Origin of the sequence: Streptomyces sp. Qhu_M48 (assembly GCF_051305195.1) — a bacterium.
Taxonomy (GTDB): Bacteria; Actinomycetota; Actinomycetes; order Streptomycetales; family Streptomycetaceae; genus Streptomyces.
On the sequence record NZ_CP195432.1, the window covers coordinates 1,038,080 to 1,054,590 of the forward strand.

General features: G+C 74.2%; 11 protein-coding genes. 5 read left to right on the forward strand and 6 right to left on the reverse strand.

What is annotated here, in order from left to right:
- Positions 1-98: 98 nt before the first annotated feature.
- The 4 genes from ACRRSS_RS04980 to ACRRSS_RS04995 all read left to right on the forward strand — a co-directional run bounded on the left by ACRRSS_RS04980 (position 99) and on the right by ACRRSS_RS04995 (position 4,640).
- The gene (locus tag ACRRSS_RS04980; RefSeq protein WP_435969997.1) at positions 99-1,550 is read left to right on the forward strand and encodes an LAETG motif-containing sortase-dependent surface protein; all 1,452 of its coding nucleotides are present in this window, start codon (positions 99-101) and stop codon (positions 1,548-1,550) included.
- A 305-nt stretch (positions 1,551-1,855) separates the two neighbouring features.
- A complete protein-coding gene (gene ettA / locus ACRRSS_RS04985; protein WP_435969998.1) occupies positions 1,856-3,520 on the forward strand; it encodes an energy-dependent translational throttle protein EttA in 1,665 nt (554 codons plus the stop codon).
- 5 nt (positions 3,521-3,525) lie between these two features.
- Positions 3,526-3,951 (forward strand): acyl-CoA thioesterase, encoded by a 426-nt coding sequence (locus ACRRSS_RS04990; RefSeq protein ID WP_435969999.1) that lies wholly within the window; start codon positions 3,526-3,528, stop codon positions 3,949-3,951.
- Positions 3,948-4,640 (forward strand): hypothetical protein, encoded by a 693-nt coding sequence (locus ACRRSS_RS04995; protein ID WP_435970000.1) that lies wholly within the window; start codon positions 3,948-3,950, stop codon positions 4,638-4,640. The genes ACRRSS_RS04990 and ACRRSS_RS04995 overlap by 4 nt, the downstream gene beginning before the upstream one ends.
- A 55-nt stretch (positions 4,641-4,695) precedes the next feature.
- Here ACRRSS_RS04995 and ACRRSS_RS05000 read toward each other — a convergent pair whose 3' ends face one another.
- From ACRRSS_RS05000 to ACRRSS_RS05015, 4 genes are all read right to left on the reverse strand, one after another.
- Positions 4,696-5,682 carry an ABC transporter ATP-binding protein gene (locus ACRRSS_RS05000; RefSeq protein WP_435970001.1) on the reverse strand — a complete coding sequence of 329 codons (987 nt, stop codon included), beginning with the start codon at positions 5,680-5,682 and terminating at the stop codon, positions 4,696-4,698.
- Positions 5,679-8,480 carry an FtsX-like permease family protein gene (locus ACRRSS_RS05005; RefSeq protein WP_435975252.1) on the reverse strand — a complete coding sequence of 934 codons (2,802 nt, stop codon included), beginning with the start codon at positions 8,478-8,480 and terminating at the stop codon, positions 5,679-5,681. The genes ACRRSS_RS05000 and ACRRSS_RS05005 overlap by 4 nt, the downstream gene beginning before the upstream one ends.
- Positions 8,481-8,662: 182 nt before the next feature.
- Positions 8,663-12,013: an FtsX-like permease family protein gene (locus ACRRSS_RS05010; protein ID WP_435970002.1), complete on the reverse strand. Its 3,351-nt coding sequence runs from the start codon at positions 12,011-12,013 to the stop codon at positions 8,663-8,665.
- A gap of 208 nt (positions 12,014-12,221) precedes the next feature.
- The gene (locus ACRRSS_RS05015; RefSeq protein ID WP_435970003.1) at positions 12,222-12,626 is read right to left on the reverse strand and encodes a globin; all 405 of its coding nucleotides are present in this window, start codon (positions 12,624-12,626) and stop codon (positions 12,222-12,224) included.
- Between the two features lie 85 nt (positions 12,627-12,711).
- Here ACRRSS_RS05015 and ACRRSS_RS05020 point away from each other — a divergent pair, with 85 nt between their 5' ends.
- Positions 12,712-13,665: a methyltransferase domain-containing protein gene (locus ACRRSS_RS05020; RefSeq protein WP_435970004.1), complete on the forward strand. Its 954-nt coding sequence runs from the start codon at positions 12,712-12,714 to the stop codon at positions 13,663-13,665.
- Between the two features lie 9 nt (positions 13,666-13,674).
- Here ACRRSS_RS05020 and ACRRSS_RS05025 read toward each other — a convergent pair whose 3' ends face one another.
- Together ACRRSS_RS05025 and ACRRSS_RS05030 are read right to left on the reverse strand one after the other, a co-directional pair.
- Entirely contained in the window at positions 13,675-14,037 is a 363-nt protein-coding gene (locus ACRRSS_RS05025) for an FHA domain-containing protein (protein ID WP_435975253.1), read from the reverse strand.
- 1,121 nt (positions 14,038-15,158) lie between these two features.
- Positions 15,159-16,490, reverse strand: coding sequence for a vWA domain-containing protein (locus ACRRSS_RS05030; protein WP_435970005.1), 1,332 nt, complete (start codon positions 16,488-16,490; stop codon positions 15,159-15,161).
- Between the last annotated feature and the right edge of the window lie 21 nt (positions 16,491-16,511).

Sequence of the window (16,511 nt, forward strand, 5' to 3'; positions counted from 1 at the left end):
CACTTGAGCCCATCGAGTCTGTGAGTTCTGTCGGCGTGCTCTCCCCCCACGCGGAACAACGCTGTTCGCGCGGAGTGGCTCGCCCGGAGGGGAATCCAATGCTTTCTGTTCGTGGGCGAGGCGCTGTGCGTCGCCTCGCCGCCGCCACCCTGATCTCGGGGCTCGTCGCCGCCGGTGCCCTCGCGACGGCCGGTCCGGCGCTGGCCGATGACGCCCCGGGTGCCGGTGGCGTCAAGGCCAAGCTGGGCAACCTGTCCGAGGAGGAGTCCGGCAGCGTCGAGATCTCCGAGAAGGACGGCTCCAAGTGGTCCGTCCGGGGCGGTCTCTTCACCATGCAGGTCGAGGGTGGCGGTTCCCTCTCGACGTACTGCATCGACCTTCGTACCCCGGCGAAGCACGACTTCGACTACAAGGAGGTCGGCTGGGACCAGTCGTCCCTCCACGACAACGACGACGCGGGCAAGATCCTCTGGATCCTTGAGAACGGCTACCCGAAGCTCTCCACCGAGGTCCTCGGCGGGAACGTCGGCGTCGACCTGTCCAAGAGCGAGGCCGCCGCGGGCACCCAGGCCGCGATCTGGACCCTCTCCGACAACGTCACGGCGAAGCCGAAGGACGCGGACGCGCAGAAGCTGACCGACTACCTGCTGGAGAAGGCGACGAAGCTCGAGGAGCCCAAGGCCTCCCTGAGCCTCTCCCCGTCCTCCGTCGCGGGCAAGGCCGGCGACAAGCTCGGCCCGATCACGGTCAACACCAACGCCAAGGACGTCAAGGTCTCCGTCGTCCCGGGCGCCCCCGAGGGCGTCAAGGTCGTCGACAAGGCCGGTAACGCCGTCACCACCGCCGCCAACGGCGCCGAGCTCTTCCTCGACGTTCCCGCCGGCACCGCCGACGGCACCGCCGAGGTGGCTGCCGAGGCGACCACCAAGGTTCAGCTCGGCCGCGCCTTCGTCTCCATCGACGGCCCGTCGCAGACCCTGATCCTGGCCGGTTCCAGCGACTCCACCGTCACCGCCAAGGCCTCGGCCACGTGGGCGAAGAAGGGTGCGGTCCCGGCCGTCACCGTCGCCAAGGAGTGCGCCAAGGGCGGCCTCGAGGTCGTCGCCTCCAACGAGGGCGACGAGCCGTGGACCTTCGACCTGAAGGGCACGTCGCACACCGTCGCCCCGGGTGAGAAGAAGACCATCCTGGTCCCGATCGCCGAGGACGAGGCGTACAAGTTCACCATCACCGGCCCGAACGGCTTCGAGGAGACCTTCGAGGGCGTCCTGGACTGCGAGACGGCCCCTCCCGGCCCGAAGCCTTCCGAGACCCCCACCACGGAGCCCTCGACCCCGGCCTCGCCGTCCCCGTCCGCCTCGGAGGGCACGACCGGCGGTGACACCACCGGTGGAACCACCGGTACGACCGGCACCACCGGTGGCGGCGACCTCGCCGAGACCGGCAGCTCCAACGCCACCCCGATGATCGCCGGCATCGCCGCCGCGCTCGTCGTGGTCGGTGGCGGCGCGGTGTTCTTCCTCCGCAAGAAGAAGACCGCCGGACACTGAGCCCAGGCCCCGGTGCCGGCCCCGCCGGCACCGGGAAGCCCTGACTCCACAGGGTGATCCGCGTCACACCGGAACCACCCCGTGATCCCCGCACGACCCCGGACCGCCTCCGCGCCCGGGGTCGTCGCACGTCCGGGCCCCGTTTCCGCCCCCTACCGCCCGGTAAGGCCCCGCCGCGGCGGCGGCGCGACCCCCTCCGGTCGCCCGCTTCCGCCCGTCTCCCGGCTTACCGGTTTCCTCCCGGGGGTGGCGGTCAGGCAAGATGGGGTGTATCTGCCCACTCACTCCTCGCCGGACGGTTTCTCTTGGCTGAGTTCATCTACACCATGCGCAAGGCGCGTAAAGCGCACGGCGACAAGGTGATTCTCGACGACGTCTTCCTGAACTTCCTGCCCGGCGCCAAGATCGGCGTGGTGGGCCCGAACGGTGCCGGTAAGTCCACCGTTCTGAAGATCATGGCGGGGATCGAGCAGCCGTCCAACGGTGACGCGTTCCTCTCGCCCGGCTACAGCGTCGGCATCCTCATGCAGGAGCCGAAGCTCGACGAGTCGAAGACCGTCCTGGAGAACGTGCAGGACGGCGCCGCCGAGCAGATGGGCAAGCTCAAGCGCTTCAACGAGGTGGCCGAGCTCATGGCCACCGACTACAGCGACGAGCTGATGAACGAGATGGGCAAGCTCCAGGAGGACCTGGACCACTCCAACGCCTGGGACCTCGACGCCCAGCTGGAGCAGGCCATGGACGCCCTGGGCTGCCCGCCCGGCGACTGGCCCGTCACCAACCTCTCCGGTGGCGAGAAGCGCCGTGTCGCGCTCTGCAAGCTGCTCATCGAGGCCCCGGACCTGCTCCTCCTCGACGAGCCCACCAACCACCTCGACGCCGAGTCGGTGAACTGGCTGGAGCAGCACCTCTCGAAGTACGCGGGCGCCGTGGTGGCCGTCACCCACGACCGCTACTTCCTGAACAACGTCGCCGAGTGGATCCTGGAGCTCGACCGCGGTCGCGCGATCCCCTACGAGGGCAACTACTCCACCTACCTCGACAAGAAGGCCACCCGCCTCAAGGTCGAGGGCAAGAAGGACGAGAAGCGCGCCAAGCGCCTCAAGGAGGAGCTGGAGTGGGTGCGGTCCAACGCCAAGGGGCGTCAGACCAAGTCCAAGGCCCGTCTCGCCCGCTACGAGGAGATGGCGGCCGAGGCCGACAAGATGCGGAAGCTGGACTTCGAGGAGATCCAGATCCCGCCGGGCCCGCGCCTGGGCTCCATCGTCGTCGAGGTCGAGAACCTCTCCAAGGCCTTCGGCGACAAGGTCCTCATCGACGACCTGAGCTTCACCCTGCCCCGTAACGGCATCGTCGGCGTGATCGGCCCGAACGGCGCCGGCAAGACCACGCTCTTCAAGATGATCCAGGGTCTGGAGACCCCGGACTCCGGCTCCATCAAGGTCGGCGAGACCGTCAAGATCTCGTACGTCGACCAGAGCCGCGCCAACATCGACCCCAAGAAGACGCTGTGGGCCGTCGTCTCCGACGAGCTGGACTACATCAACGTCGGCCAGGTCGAGGTGCCGTCCCGCGCGTACGTCAGCGCCTTCGGCTTCAAGGGCCCGGACCAGCAGAAGCCCGCGGGCGTGCTGTCCGGCGGTGAGCGCAACCGCCTCAACCTGGCGCTCACGCTCAAGGAGGGCGGCAACCTGCTGCTCCTCGACGAGCCCACCAACGACCTCGACGTCGAGACCCTGTCGTCGCTGGAGAACGCCCTCCTGGAGTTCCCCGGCGCCGCGGTCGTGATCTCCCACGACCGGTGGTTCCTGGACCGGGTCGCCACCCACATCCTCGCCTACGAGGGCGAGTCCAAGTGGTACTGGTTCGAGGGCAACTTCGAGTCGTACGAGAAGAACAAGGTCGAGCGCCTCGGCGCGGACGCCACCCGTCCGCACCGCGCCACGTACAAGAAGCTGACCCGAGGCTGAGGTCAGTGGCCAGGCACATCTACAGCTGTCCCCTGCGCTGGTCGGACATGGACGCCTTCGGGCACGTCAACAACGTCGTCTTCCTGCGGTACCTGGAAGAGGCGCGGATCGACTTCATGTTCCGGCTGGCGCCGGGGGACGGTTCCCCCTCGTTCTCGGGCGGGTCCGTCGTGGCCCGGCACGAGATCGACTACAAGCGGCCGCTGGTCCACCGGCACGAGCCGGTGACCATCGAGTCGTGGGTCACGAAGATAGGCGCGGCGTCGCTGACGATCGCGTACGAGGTCAAGGACGCGGACGTCGTGTACGTCCGGGCGTCCACGGTCGTCGTGCCCTTCGACCTGGAGGCGCAGCGACCGCGCCGGATCTCCTCCGAGGAGCGCGCGTTCCTCCAGGAGTACGTCGACGACGGGATGACGTCCGCCGCATGACCGTGCTCGCGCCGCTGCACTTCGACGACGCCAGGGAGGCGGCGGCCCTCGCCGCCTTCCTGACCCGGCTCGTCCACTACGACCGGGCCGCCGCCGTCCGCCTCCAGGCGGGCGGCGGGGCGCTGGCCGTCTTCGGACGGCCGCCGTCGTTCGAGGTGCTCGCGATCCGTACGGCGCGACTCGTCGACGCGGTGGACCTCGACGTCACCGTCTCCGCCGGTGCGCTCCTCGACGGCATCGAGGAGTCGGCGGGCAAGGCGGTCGTCCCGGACTCGGTCACCGGGCCGCCCTGGGCGGGTGTCCTCCCGCCCCGGGCCGGCTGGCAGCCGGTCGGCGGGCTGCCGCGCGCCGCCGAGATGCGGGGCGCGGTCGCCGCGGCCGTCGCCGAGTTCCGGGCGCGGGACGAGGAGCTGCCCGAGGAGCGGCGGACCAGGGCCGAGCGCGACCGGATCGGCCGCGAGATCTGGTCCCGGACCCTCGGCCCCACCGGCCTTCCGCTGCGGGCCGTGCACGCCGCGCAGTCACTGGGCTTCCTGCCGCCCGCGGGGACGCCGGCCGCGGAGGCGCCGGTCGGCGCGGACGTCCCCGTGGCGCTCTTCGCCTCCGGCCCGTGGCTGCGGCTGCGTACCCCGTACGGCTCGATCGCCCTCCGTACCGCCCCCGTGGCCCTGAGCGTCACCCCGCACTGACCAGCACCCCCACCGGACCGACGCGCCGCCCACCGCCCCGCACGGTCCGCCCCGCTCAGCGCTCCGCGTCGTCCGGCCACACCCCGATGTGGTCCTGTTCGAGTTCGAGGGCCACGCGGTGTTCCATGCCGAGGGCCCGCGTGTACTCCGCCGGGAGCTGGAGCCGGCCCGCGCGGTCGAGCATCGCGTACTCCCGTGCCACCAGCGACTCCTTGCCCTGCTCGTCGACCTCCGTGCGGCGCAGGACCTCCGAGGAGGTGCGGCCGTCGCGGATGGCGACCGTGCGGCGGACCTCGGAGGCGACCGCCTGGTCGTGGGTGACGATCACGATCGTCGTGCCCAGTTCCTCGTTGGCGCGGCGGAAGGCCGCGAAGACCTGCTCGCCGGTGGCCGAGTCCAGCTCGCCGGTCGGCTCGTCGGCGAGGAGCACGGACGGGTTGTTGGCCAGGGCGACCGCGATGGCCACCCGCTGCTGCTGACCGCCGGAGAGCTGGTGCGGGCGCCGGTCACGGGCCTCCGCGATGCCCAGCATCGACAGGAGCTCCTCGGCCCGCTCGGCCTTCCGCTTCGACCGGCCGCGCAACTGCATGGGGAGCGCCACGTTCTGGGCGGCCGTCAGATAGGGCAGGAGGTTGCGGGAAGTCTGCTGCCAGACGAAGCCGACGACCTCGCGGCGGTAGCGCAGCCGGGCCCTGCCGTCCATCGCGAGGAGGTCGCACCCGCCGACCCGGGCGGCGCCGGCGGTCGGCACGTCCAGGCCCGCGAGGATGTTCATGAGGGTCGACTTGCCGGAGCCGGAGGCGCCGACGAGGGCCATCAGCTCGCCCTCGCGCACCAGGAGGTCGAGGCCCTGGAGGGCCTGCACCTCCACCCCGTCCGTGGTGAAGATCCGGACGAGCCGGTCGCAGGCGATGAGGGCGTCGTGACCGTACGAGGGCCGGTCGCGGTGCGCCGTCACCCGCCGCTCCAGCTCCTCCAGGGTGGTGGGGTCGGAGGCGGATCCCGCCCCGTCGGTCCGGCTCGACGTTTCGGTCCGCGTCATCGTGCGTCTCCTGCCCTGAGTTCCTTGATCGAGCCCTTGCGCCCCGCCCACCAGGCCTGTCCGGCCGCCGCCGCCGCCGTGATCAGGACGACCGTGACGGCGGGCACCACGAGCGACCACGGGTCGAGCCGCAGGGGCGCGCTGTCCAGTGGGGCGTAGGCGGGTGCCACGGCCAGCGCGAGGCGGACGAGGTCGATGCCCGGGGCGACCAGCGGCACCGTCGCCCAGCCGGCCAGGGTGCCGCCGAGCGCGGCGAGGAAGGCCTGTGGGAGCGCTTCGAGCCCGAGCAGCCGTCGTCCCTGCGCGCGGGTCAGTCCCATCGTCCGCAGTCGGGCGAGGAGCGTCGTGCGCTCCGGCGCGCTCTGCAGGAGGGAGAGCAGCAGGGCCACCACGGCGTATCCGGCGCCCGCACTGATCGCGGACAGGTAGATCCGTCCGGCGCCCGCCTGGAGCGGCGAGTCCGCGTAGCCGGCCCGTTCCTCGGTCCGCGTCGACACCTGGAGGGCGGGGGACTCGGCCCGCGCGGCGGCCCGCAGCGCGGCGCCGTCCCGTGGTCCGGTGACGAGCAGGACGGTGGCCACCCGGTGGGTCAGGTCGGCGCTGTTGACGAGGAGGAAGTTGGCGTCCGGCAGGGCCGGGGTGACCGGACGGACGGCGACGACCTTCACCCGGAAGATCCCGGCCGACGACACGATCTCCCGCGGTTCGCGGCCGAGCCGCTCGGCGACCGCCGGTGAGGCGACGGCGGGCAGCACCCGTTCCGGGCCGGTGGCCGGGGTGCCGACCCTCCCCGTCGGGGCGAGCAGCTCCGCCGGGAACGGCCCGAAACCGGTCCGCCGGGCGAGCCGGGTGTACGAGTCGGGTTCGACGCCGATGAGCGACGAGGTCATCGGCGGCGCGGAGGTGCCCTCGTGGGACGGCAGCGCCACGGCGTAGTCGATCTGCAGCGGGGTCAGGTCCCGTACCCCCGCCGTACCGCGGACCGCCTCGGCGAGGCCGGACGGCAGGGGTGCCCCGCCGAGCGCGCCGTCGATGCGGGCGTCCGCGCCGGTCTTCAGGAGCGAGGCCCGTTCACGGGCGTCGGCGATGCCGGAGACGACGGAGCCGCCGAAGGCGGCCGTGGACAGGGCGAGGACGAGGGCGAGGAGCGCGCCCGTCGAGGAGACGCGTCCGGCGCGGGCCAGGGCGAGCGGTCCGACCGCGCCGCGCAGCCGACGGGCCGGGCGGCCCAGCAGGCGCAGCGGCAGCGGATAGATCCGTACGAGGAGCATGGCGGCGATCAGGCCGACGAGTACCGGGGCGGCGCTCACCAGATGGTCCCCGGCGTCGCCGGTGCCCCGCAGGCGCAGCGCGACGACGGCGCCCACGGCGAGGACGAGCAGGGTGAGTTCGACGACCGTGCGGCGCCGGGAGGGGCGCGCGGTGAGCAGGTCGTCGCGTCCGCCGTGCAGGCGCGGGCGGCGGTGCAGGACGACGGCCCGCACGGGCAGGACGAGCATCGCGAGCAGGGCGACGGCGGAGGCGGCGAGCAGGGAGGGGAGCAGCGGGACGCCGTCGGCGGACGCCGGTGCGTCGGCCGCTCCCCGTACGGTCGCCACCGCCAGGGCGAGGCCGAGCGCCGCGGCGGGTACGACGACGGCCGAGGTCTCGCCGAGCAGGCGCAGGCCGATGCCGGTGAGCGAGGCGCCGCGGGAGCGGATCAGGGCGAGTTCGCCGTCCCGGCGGGTGACGAAGAGGCTGCCGGTCATGGCGAGGACGACCACGGCGACGGTGGTGATGCCGAAGACGGCGACGGCCACGACCGGGTCGATCGCCGCCCGCATGGAGAGGTACGAGTCGACGACCATGCCGAGGTCGGTGGTGAAGGTGCCGGTGGGGCCGACGACCTGGCGCAGCTTGACCAGGTCGGGGCCGGCGGTCGCCGAGGAGAGCGCGGCGCCGAGCCGGTCCGCGTCGTCGCCGGTGAGGTGCCCGGACGTGGGGGCGAACCGGAAGAAGACCTCGGGTTCGCCGCCGGTGGAGAGCAGCGCGGGCGCCGAGGCGGGGGCGAGCAGCAGCGCCGCCTGCCAGTAGTACTTGACCTCCGGGCCGTCGGTCGCGGCGAGGGTCGGGGTGTGGAGCTGCGTCTCCACGGCCCAGTACGACCGCTCGGGTTCGCGCGGCTCCACGATCCCGGTGACCGTGACGGCGACCGGCTCCGTGCCGGTCCGGCTGGGCACGTGCACGACGGAGCCTGCTTTGATCCGCAGCGTCTCGGCGGTCTTCGCGCTGACCACCGCCTCCGGCCGGGCGGCGGTGCCGGCGGCGGCCCGGCCCGCGCGGAGGGTGGCGTGGGAGTCCAGGCCGGACAGGGAGGAGAGCACGAACACGGGGGCGATCCCGTCCGGCCGGGGCAGCCACGGGTCGGTCCCCCCGACCCACTCCACCGTGCGGACTCCGTGCACGGACTGCCGGGGGTCGGTCCGCAGCGGCCGCGGCAGCAGCGCGCGGACCTTGTCGTACCGCTCCTGGAGGAGGGCGGGGGCGAGCGCCGCCTCGCGTACGGCCGGGGGGTGCTGGAGGCCCGGCGTCCCCGCGGTCACCTGGAGCGCGGTGGTGCGGGGCGCGGCGGTCCGGATGTCGTGCCGGAGCCCCTCGCCCTCGTACGCGGCCACGGCGCGCGGCAGCGCGGCCGCGAGGTAGGCGGTGACCAGGACGAGCAGGGCGAGGGAGGTCGCCGCCCAGGGCGCGGTCCGCAGCCGGGTCCGCACCCAGGGCGCCACGGCGCGGGCGGGTTCGTCGGACCGGGACCGGGGCATGTCGGGGGCCTTCCTGCGGACGGAGGGTGTCTCGGGGGTCGCCTCGTGACCGCCCCCGGACGCTTCGGCGCGGCCACGGCCCTCGGGGCCGGGGGGTGTCTCGGCGCCGCTCCGGCCGGGCGGACCGGGGGTCGCCTCCGCACCGTCCCGGTCGGCCGGGTTCTCCCCGGCGGTCGCGGACATCAGTGGTCCCCCCGGTGGCGCAGCGTGACGGCCGGGTCGGCGCGGCGCAGGGCGATCGCGGCGACCATGGCGAGGGGCAGGGCGGCGACGCCGGCGAGCAGCAGCGCGACCTGGCCGAGGGGCAGTGCGACGAGGACCGGGGGGACGGGCCGGGTGGCCCGGCCGGTGAGGACGACGAGCGGGACGACGGCCCGCGCGAGGACGGTGCCGAGTCCGACACCGATGAGCAGGCCGATGCCGATGAGCAGTCCCTGTTCCGCGGCGATCAGCCGGGCGAGGCGGCGGCGTGGCGTGCCGAGCGCCCGCAACACCCCGAACTCGGCGGCCCGTTCCCGCAGCGCTCCGGCCGAGCCCACCGCGAAGCCGACGGCGGCGAGCGCGGCGCCGGCGGCGGCGACCGCCATCAGGGCGGCGTTGGGGCCCGCGCCGAGCGGGTCGCCGAGCAGCTCGGCGGCGAGCTCGTCGCGTACGAGGACCTGGGCCGGGTCCGCGTGGGGACGGGCGCGCAGGGCGGTGGCGACCTCGTCCGCCCGGCCGGGGTCGACGGACAGCCACCATTCGGTGGGCGCCACGGACGAGGCCGCACCGGTGGACAGGTAGCGGTTGACCGAGGTCAGGTCCAGGAGGATCGCGCCGCCGGTGTCGGGGGCGGCGCCCGAACCGTTCGCGGAGGCCGCCGGGGCGCCCGGGCCGGTGGTGGGCAGCTCGTCGACGACACGGTCGACGACGACCTTGACGCGGCCGCCGACGGTGACCTCGATGAGCTCGCCGGGCTTGGCGCCGGTGGCGGCCATGAAGCTCCGGGTGGCGACGGCGGACACCCGGGCGGGTGCGTTCGGCGCGGGTGCCCGCATCCGCAGGGCGAAGTCCGTGCCCTGCCCCCAGAGGGTCTCCGGGGGAGCGCCGACGAGGGCGAACGAGACGGAGAACGGGGCGGGGCGGCCGCCGGGTCCCGCGGTGCCGGGGACGGCCGTCGTGGGCCGCGAGCCCTGGGGGACGTTCTCCTCGGTCTGCTCGAAGGCGTGCGTCCAGGGGGCGAGGACCCGCGCGGGGGAGTGGACCCGCTCGGGTCCCTCCGCCGGGACGACGCCGAAGCGCTCGGCGCGGAGGCTCTGCCTGACGTTCACGTCGGGGTCGACGTGGCCGGAGAGATCCAGGCCGACGAGGGTGAGCCGGCCGGCGGAGCCGCGGTTCCCCTCGGCGCCGGGAGCGGCGGTCAGGGCGCCGAGGTCGAGGGTCATCCGGTGCGTCCGGCCGTCGGCGTCCAGCGACCCCATGGTGTGCCGGTACGGGATGCCGTCCGGGTCCTCCAGGACGGCGACGACCTGGACGCCGTCGCCGGTGGCCTCGGTGAACCGCAGGTCGGCGGTGAGCGACCGGGTGCCGGCGGGCAGCGGGAGACCGGGGCGGCTCGCGTCCTCGGGGGCGAGCGGGGCGAGGAGGGAACGGACGGGGACGTCGGCGAGGTCGGGCCGGAGCAGCAGACCGCCGGTGAGGCTGCGGCTGTCGACGGCGAGGACGGTCGCGCTCTTCCCGGCGACGTCCATGGTGACGCGGTGCACCGGGGCGACCGCGCGGACACCGGGCACGGTGCCCAACTGCTCGGTCCGGGTGGGCTCGCCGGGGCCGCTGCCGAGGACACGGACGTCCGAGCCGACCCGGAAGTCGGCCTGGTCGCGCTGCGAACGCTCCCACGAGCCGCTCTGCCCGATGGCCAGCATGCCCATCGCCACGGAGAGGACGAGGAGGAGGACGGGGCCCGCGCCGCGCAGCGGCCGGCGGCTGAGCTGCCAGCCCGCGAGCGCGGCGGAGAGCCCCCGCCCGCCCGCCGCGCGCCGCTCGGCCAGCTTGGCGGCGGGCGGCAGCAGACGCAGCGTCAGGACGGTGCCGGCCAGCAGGGCGAGGGCGGGCGCGGCGACGAGCACCGGGTCCACGGAGCCGCCGGACCCGCCCGCGTCGGCGGTGCCGCCGGCCGCGGCGGGTCGCCGCAACTGCCAGTAGGCGACGGCCGCGACGACCAGCAGGCCGAGGTCCGCGCCGGCCCGCACGGGACCGGGCAGGGCGGCCGAGCGCGCCGCGCGCAGCGAGACGCCGGAGCCGTCCCCGGTGGCGAGCGCGGGCGCGACGACGGCGGCGGCGCAGCACAGGGCCACGGCGGCGGCGACCAGCCACACCTGGAGCGAGGGGGTCGTGTCGAGCCGTACGCCGAGGGAGGCGAGGGCGCTCTCCTCGGCGAAGAGCCGGGTCAGCGGTCCCGAGAGGAGCGGGGCGGCGACCGCAGCCGGAAGGGCGAGGAGCAGGGCCTCGACGGCGGCGAGGCCGGCGATCCGGCGCCGCGAACCGCCCCGGGCCCGCAGCAGCGAGGTCTCCCCGGAACGCTCGGTGCTGAGCAGCCGGGCGACGAGCAGCAGGGTGTACGCGGCGAGGAGCACCAGCTGCACGGCGACGATCAGGAGGGTGGAACGGGAGACGAGCAGCGCCCGCCGGCTCTGCTCCAGGACGGTCGGAAGCGCGGTGGACACCGAGATCGTCGTACCGAAGCGGGAGGTGTCGGCGGACATCGTCCTCGGGCCCTCGGTCGCGGCGGCGCGCAGGGCGTCGATGCGGTCGGTGGTGAGGCCGGAGAAGTCGGCGGAGCCGAGCCAGGACGTCTCACCGGGGCTCAGCGCCCCGGAGACCAGGGCGGCCGGATCGACGAGCAGCGGGCCGTACGTCGTGAACGTGGCCGTCCGCACCCCGCGCCCGCCCGCCGGGTCGAGCCGCCAGTACAGGTCGGTGGTGTCGACGGGCTTGTAGACGCCGGTGATCCGGACCTTCAGCGGTCGGTCGTCGATCCGGTCGCGCAGCTCGACCACGGTCCCGGGGCCGACGCGCAGCCGTCGTGCCGCCTCCTCCGGCAGCGCCGTCTCGACCACGCCGGCTGCCCGGGCGGCCGAGGGCCAGGAGCCCCGGACGAGGGAGAGCCGCGAGCGGTCGAGCGCGGCGAAGTGGGTCAGATCGGGGTCGCCGCCCCGCGCGGCGGGTGCCTGGAGGCTCCGGGGCAGCGCGTACGGCCCCGAGCGTTCGAGGCGCCGTACGGTCACCGGCAGTCCGTCGAAGGTCTTCCGCGCCCCGTTCCGGACGGCCTCCTCGGCAGTCGCCCGCCGGGCGGCGGGCACCTGCCCGCTCACCAGGAGCGCGGCGGCGGGCGCGGAGCGCCCGCGCAGTCCGGCCTGGAGCGCGGCGTCCCCGATCGCCCCGGAGAAGGAGGCGAGGGTGGCGAGCGCCGAGGTGGTCAGGAGCACGGCGAGCAGCGCCGCGGCCAGCAGCGGCCGGTGCGCCCCGACGCGCAGGAATACGAACCCCGTCACCCATCCCCCTGGCCACCCTGATCACGGTGCGCACATCGAACACGTGTCCAACGCTCCCGAGACTTCTCTCGGATGCTGTCAGAGTGCATGTGCCGTTGGAAACCGCTTGCGGGCCCGCCTTGACGTGATCGTGACCGTTATCCGGGGTTCCGGCTCCGGAATGTGCCCGTCCGCGCCGGGGGGAGCACGGACGGGGAGCGGACGGCGGTCAGCCGGCCGTGTTCACCATCGAGGCCGCCGCGTAGGTCAGGTAGCGCCACAGCTCGTGCTCGTGCTCGGGCGCCAGGTCCAGCTCGTCCAGGGCGACCCGCATGTGGCGGAGCCAGGCGTCGTGGGCGGCGCGGTCCACGGCGAACGGGGCGTGGCGCATCCGGAGCCGGGGGTGACCGCGGTGGTCGCTGTAGGTGCGGGGGCCTCCCCAGTACTGCATGAGGAAGAGCGTGAAGCGCTCCTCGGCGGGGCCCAGGTCCTCCTCGGGGTACATCGGGCGCAGCAGCGGGTCCTCCGCGACGCCCTCGTAGAAGCGGCGGACCAGGCGACGGAAGGTCTCCTCGCCGCCGACCTGCTCGTAGAAGGTCTGCTCCTGTGGTGTTTCCCCGGGAATCTCGTTCACCGTTCCATCGTCTCAGATGACCCGTCCTAGGACTTGAGGTCCAGGACCGCTCGCCGGGGCCCCCGGGCGGCGGCAGAGTGGAGACATGGGTGACGGGCGGGACGAGTTCGCCGAGGCCGGCGCACGGGCGCGACGGGCGCTCGTACGGGAGGTCGAGGCGGCGGGTGTGCTGACCGATCCCGCCTGGCGGGCCGCCTTCGCCGAGGTCCCCCGGCACCGCTTCGTCCCCTACTACTACGTCCCCGGGACCGGCGGGTACGAGCGGCTCTGGTCCGGCGACCCCGACCCCGGGCGGCGGGACCGCTGGCTGCGCGGGGCGTACGCGGACACCGCGATCGCCACCCGGGTACGGGACGGGGAACTGGTCTCCTCCGCCAGCCAGCCCTCCCTGATGGCGCTGATGCTCCACGCCCTGGACGTACGCGACGGGGACGACGTCCTGGAGATCGGGGCCGGGACCGGCTACCACGCGGCCCTGCTCTGCCACCGGCTCGGCGCGGAGCACGTCACCACCGTCGACCTGGACGAGGAGATCGCCGAGTCAGCCCGGACCCATCTCGCGGCGGTCGGGTACCGGCCGGCGGTGGTCGCCGCGGACGGGGCCCGCGGCTGCCCCGAGCGCGCGCCCTACGACCGGATCGTGGCGACGTGCGCGGTGCCCTCGGTCCCGTACCCCTGGCTCGCCCAGTGCGGGCCCGGCGCCCTGGTGCTCGCCCCGCTCTCCACCGGGCTGATCCTGCTGCGGGTGCGCGACCGCACCCACGCCGAGGGACGGTTCCTGGCCACCTCGGCGTACTTCGTGGCACTGAGGGGCGTCGCCGCCCGCGACCCGCGCCACGGACCCGCCGGGGACGAGCACTTCCGCTTCCTGTGGGGCCTGGCCGACCAGGTCCTGGACAGACGCGAAGCGCTCTCGCTCTGGCTGCGCGAGGGGCGGCCGGAGCGGGAGCGCTTCGGGGTGACGGTCAGCGGCGACCGGCAGTGGGCCTGGCTGGACGACCCCGCAGGGCCGTACGCCTGGCCCCTGCCCGAGGCGTGAGGACGCGGGTCAGCCGAGCCGGATCGTGATCGTCGTCCAGGCGCCGACGTGCACCCGGTCGCCGTCCTGGAGCTGGACGGGGACGTAGGGCTGGATCGGCTCCTCGCCGCCGTTGACCGTGGTGCCGTTGGTGGAGTTCTGGTCCACCACCGCCCACGAGCCGTCCGGCTGCTGCACGAGCACGGCGTGCTGGTGCGAGACGCCCGGGTCCTCCGGCGGCACCGAGAGGTCGACGTCGGGGGACTCGCCGGTGGAGTGCCGGCGGCGCCCGATGGAGATCTGGTTGCCCTGGAGCGGCAGGTGCTTGTCCGGGGAGTACGCGGGCAGGTTCAGGCCGGTGGCCTCCGGGCCGCTGCGCTGCATCATCGCCATGAAGTACTCGCGGTCCGGACCGATCACCGCGGTCCAGGACAGCTGCTGCCGAGGCGGCTGGAATTGCTGCTGCGGGGGCGCCTGGTGCTGCTGCGGGGGCGGCGGGGCCTGGTGCTGCCCCTGGTGACCCTGCTGTCCGTGCTGCCCCTGCTGCTCGTACGGTGGCGGAGGCGGCTGCGGCGCGTGCTGCTGCGGAGGCGCCTGGTGCTGGCCGGGAGCCTGGTGCTGCGGGGGCTGCGGAGGCGCCTGGTGCTGAGGGGGCGCCTGGTGCGGCGGGGGCTGCGGAGGCTGGTGCTGCGACGGCGGCGAGAGCACCCAGTCGTCGTCCGCGCGCGGCCGTGGCGGCGCGGGCGGCGCCGGGGCCTGGGCCTGGGCGGACGGGGCCTGGAAGTAGGCCGGAGGCGCCGGCTGCTGCTGCGGCTGCTGCGGCTGCTGCGCGGGAGGCTGCTGCACCGGCGGGCGCTGCGGCGGGGCCTGTTGGTGCGTGGGGTCGCTGCCCAGCGGCTCGGCGGGACGGTTCACCTGCGAGGGCCGTGATCCCTGGTAGCCGAACGGGTCCTGCGGCGGCGGTCCCTGGGGAGCCTGCTGTCCCTGCGAGGGCTGCTGGCCCTGCGGCGGCTGCGACGGGGACTGGAAGCCGGGCGGCAGGTTCAGGCCGGGCGGCGGTCCGGGCTGCCGCTGCGGGGACGGCACGTTCTGCGGGGCGAGCGGCGTGTACGAGGTCGCCGTGTTCGTGAGGAAGTTCCAGCGGCACTCCTCGCAGAACGGCGCCATGGGCTCACGCGGCGTACGGCACTGCGGGCAGAGCTCCGCCTGGGCCGTCGCGTTCGGGTCGCCACCGGGGCCGAAGCCACCGGAAGCGGGCGGAGCACCGTGACCACTGGGGCTGTTGTAGCCACCGGGGCCTTCGGGGCCGCCGTAACCACCCGGGCTGTCGGGGCCGGGGTATCCGTAGGCGGGCGGCGGCGGGGGAGGCGGCGGTACGGCACCCGTCGGCGCACCCGCCCCGGCCATGCGATGGCCGCAGACCTCGCACCAGTCGTCGGAGACCGACTGGTGTCCGTTCGGGCAGGTCGGCATGTCGGTGCTTCCCCCTCTCGTCGTCCGGCCCGGTGGCCGGGCTACCTCTTGACGCGAACGGTCTTGGTGGAGCGGGTCTCGAGTGTCATCTCGTCCGCTTCCGCGACCTTCGCCTTCAAACGCACAGTACCGGTCGCCGCATCGACAACGTCGACCACCTTCGAAAGCAGTTTCGCCGTATCCGCGTTGCCGGAGGCCGCCGCGAGCTGCACCGCACGGCCCAGTTTGGCCGTCGCGCCGTCACGATCGCCCGATTTGCGGGCATCGAGACCCTGCTGGATGACGTCCGCCAGCTCGGCCTGGCCCGTGTAGTGCGCCACCTGCGGGTTGATCGACGTCGACATCGCCACGTCGTCCGTCCACACCGCCCGTACCAGTCCCTGGGACAGCGGACGCGGGGTGCCGTCCACCGGGTCCGGGGCGATCAGGGAGACCCGGGCGGCGAGCATCTCCTGGCCGACCGCGGCCCGCGGCACTCGCACGCTCACGTGGTAGTCGCGGGACTCGTCGCCCCACGAGCCCGTCGGGTAGTCCCCGGCGCGCGGCCCGGCCTCCGTACGGCGCCCGGTCAGGTCCTCGACCGTCGGCGCCACCTGCTTCACGTAGGCGATCTCCACCCCGACCGGGGTCCACAGGCGCAGCACGACGTCCGCCACGCCCTTGCCCATCGCCTCCTCCATCATCGTCGTGAAGTCGGCGGCGAGGGCGGCCGGGTCGGCGACGATGTCGGCGGTGCCGAGGAGCGCCGAGGCGATCCCGGTGACCTCCTTGACCTCCCAGTCGGTGCCCACCCCGCGCGCGTCACAGGTGAAACGGCCGGCGCAGGCGTCGAGCGCGGCCCGCAGCTCCTCCGGCGACTCGTGCTCGTTGCGGCCGTCGGTGAGCAGGATGCCGTGCCGGATGGTGAGGTCGGCGGAGGAGAGCAGCCGGTCCGCGAGGCGCAGCCAGGTGCCGATCGCCGTGCCGCCGCCCGCGCTCAGCCGGCGCAGCGACTCCTTGGCCTCGGCCCGGGTCCTGGCGTCGGCGACGGCGAGCCGGCCGTTCCCCGGATAGACCTCCTTCGCCACGTGCGTACCGGCGACGACGGCGAAGGCCGTGCCGTCGCGCAGGGTGTCGACGGCGGCGGCGGTCGCCTCCCGCGCACCGCGCATCTTGGTGGCGGGGTAGTCCATCGAGCCCGAGCAGTCGACCATGATCACGACACCGGCCGCCCCGGCGTCCGCCGGGGCGGACAGCCGCTGCCCGCTGGTGCCGCCCCCGGTCGAGGTGACCGTGACGATCGCGCTGACGTCCCGGCCGCCCTCGGGCAGGAACTCGTTCTGGTAGACGTCCACCGAGAACTGCGGCACGGTCGACTTGGAGAACTTCGCCATCTGTCAGGGCTCCTCGGGCAA

What these genes read in the sequence shown, in the direction of transcription:
- ACRRSS_RS05005 (WP_435975252.1), bottom strand. Translation starts at nt 8,480, where the DNA reads ATGCCCCGGTCCCGGTCCGACGAACCCGCCCGCGCCGTGGCGCCCTGG.
- ACRRSS_RS05020 (WP_435970004.1), top strand. Translation starts at nt 12,712, where the DNA reads ATGGGTGACGGGCGGGACGAGTTCGCCGAGGCCGGCGCACGGGCGCGA.
- ACRRSS_RS05025 (WP_435975253.1), bottom strand. Translation starts at nt 14,037, where the DNA reads ATGGCGATGATGCAGCGCAGCGGCCCGGAGGCCACCGGCCTGAACCTG.
- ACRRSS_RS04980 (WP_435969997.1), top strand. Translation starts at nt 99, where the DNA reads ATGCTTTCTGTTCGTGGGCGAGGCGCTGTGCGTCGCCTCGCCGCCGCC.
- ACRRSS_RS05000 (WP_435970001.1), bottom strand. Translation starts at nt 5,682, where the DNA reads ATGACGCGGACCGAAACGTCGAGCCGGACCGACGGGGCGGGATCCGCC.
- ACRRSS_RS04995 (WP_435970000.1), top strand. Translation starts at nt 3,948, where the DNA reads ATGACCGTGCTCGCGCCGCTGCACTTCGACGACGCCAGGGAGGCGGCG.
- ACRRSS_RS05030 (WP_435970005.1), bottom strand. Translation starts at nt 16,490, where the DNA reads ATGGCGAAGTTCTCCAAGTCGACCGTGCCGCAGTTCTCGGTGGACGTC.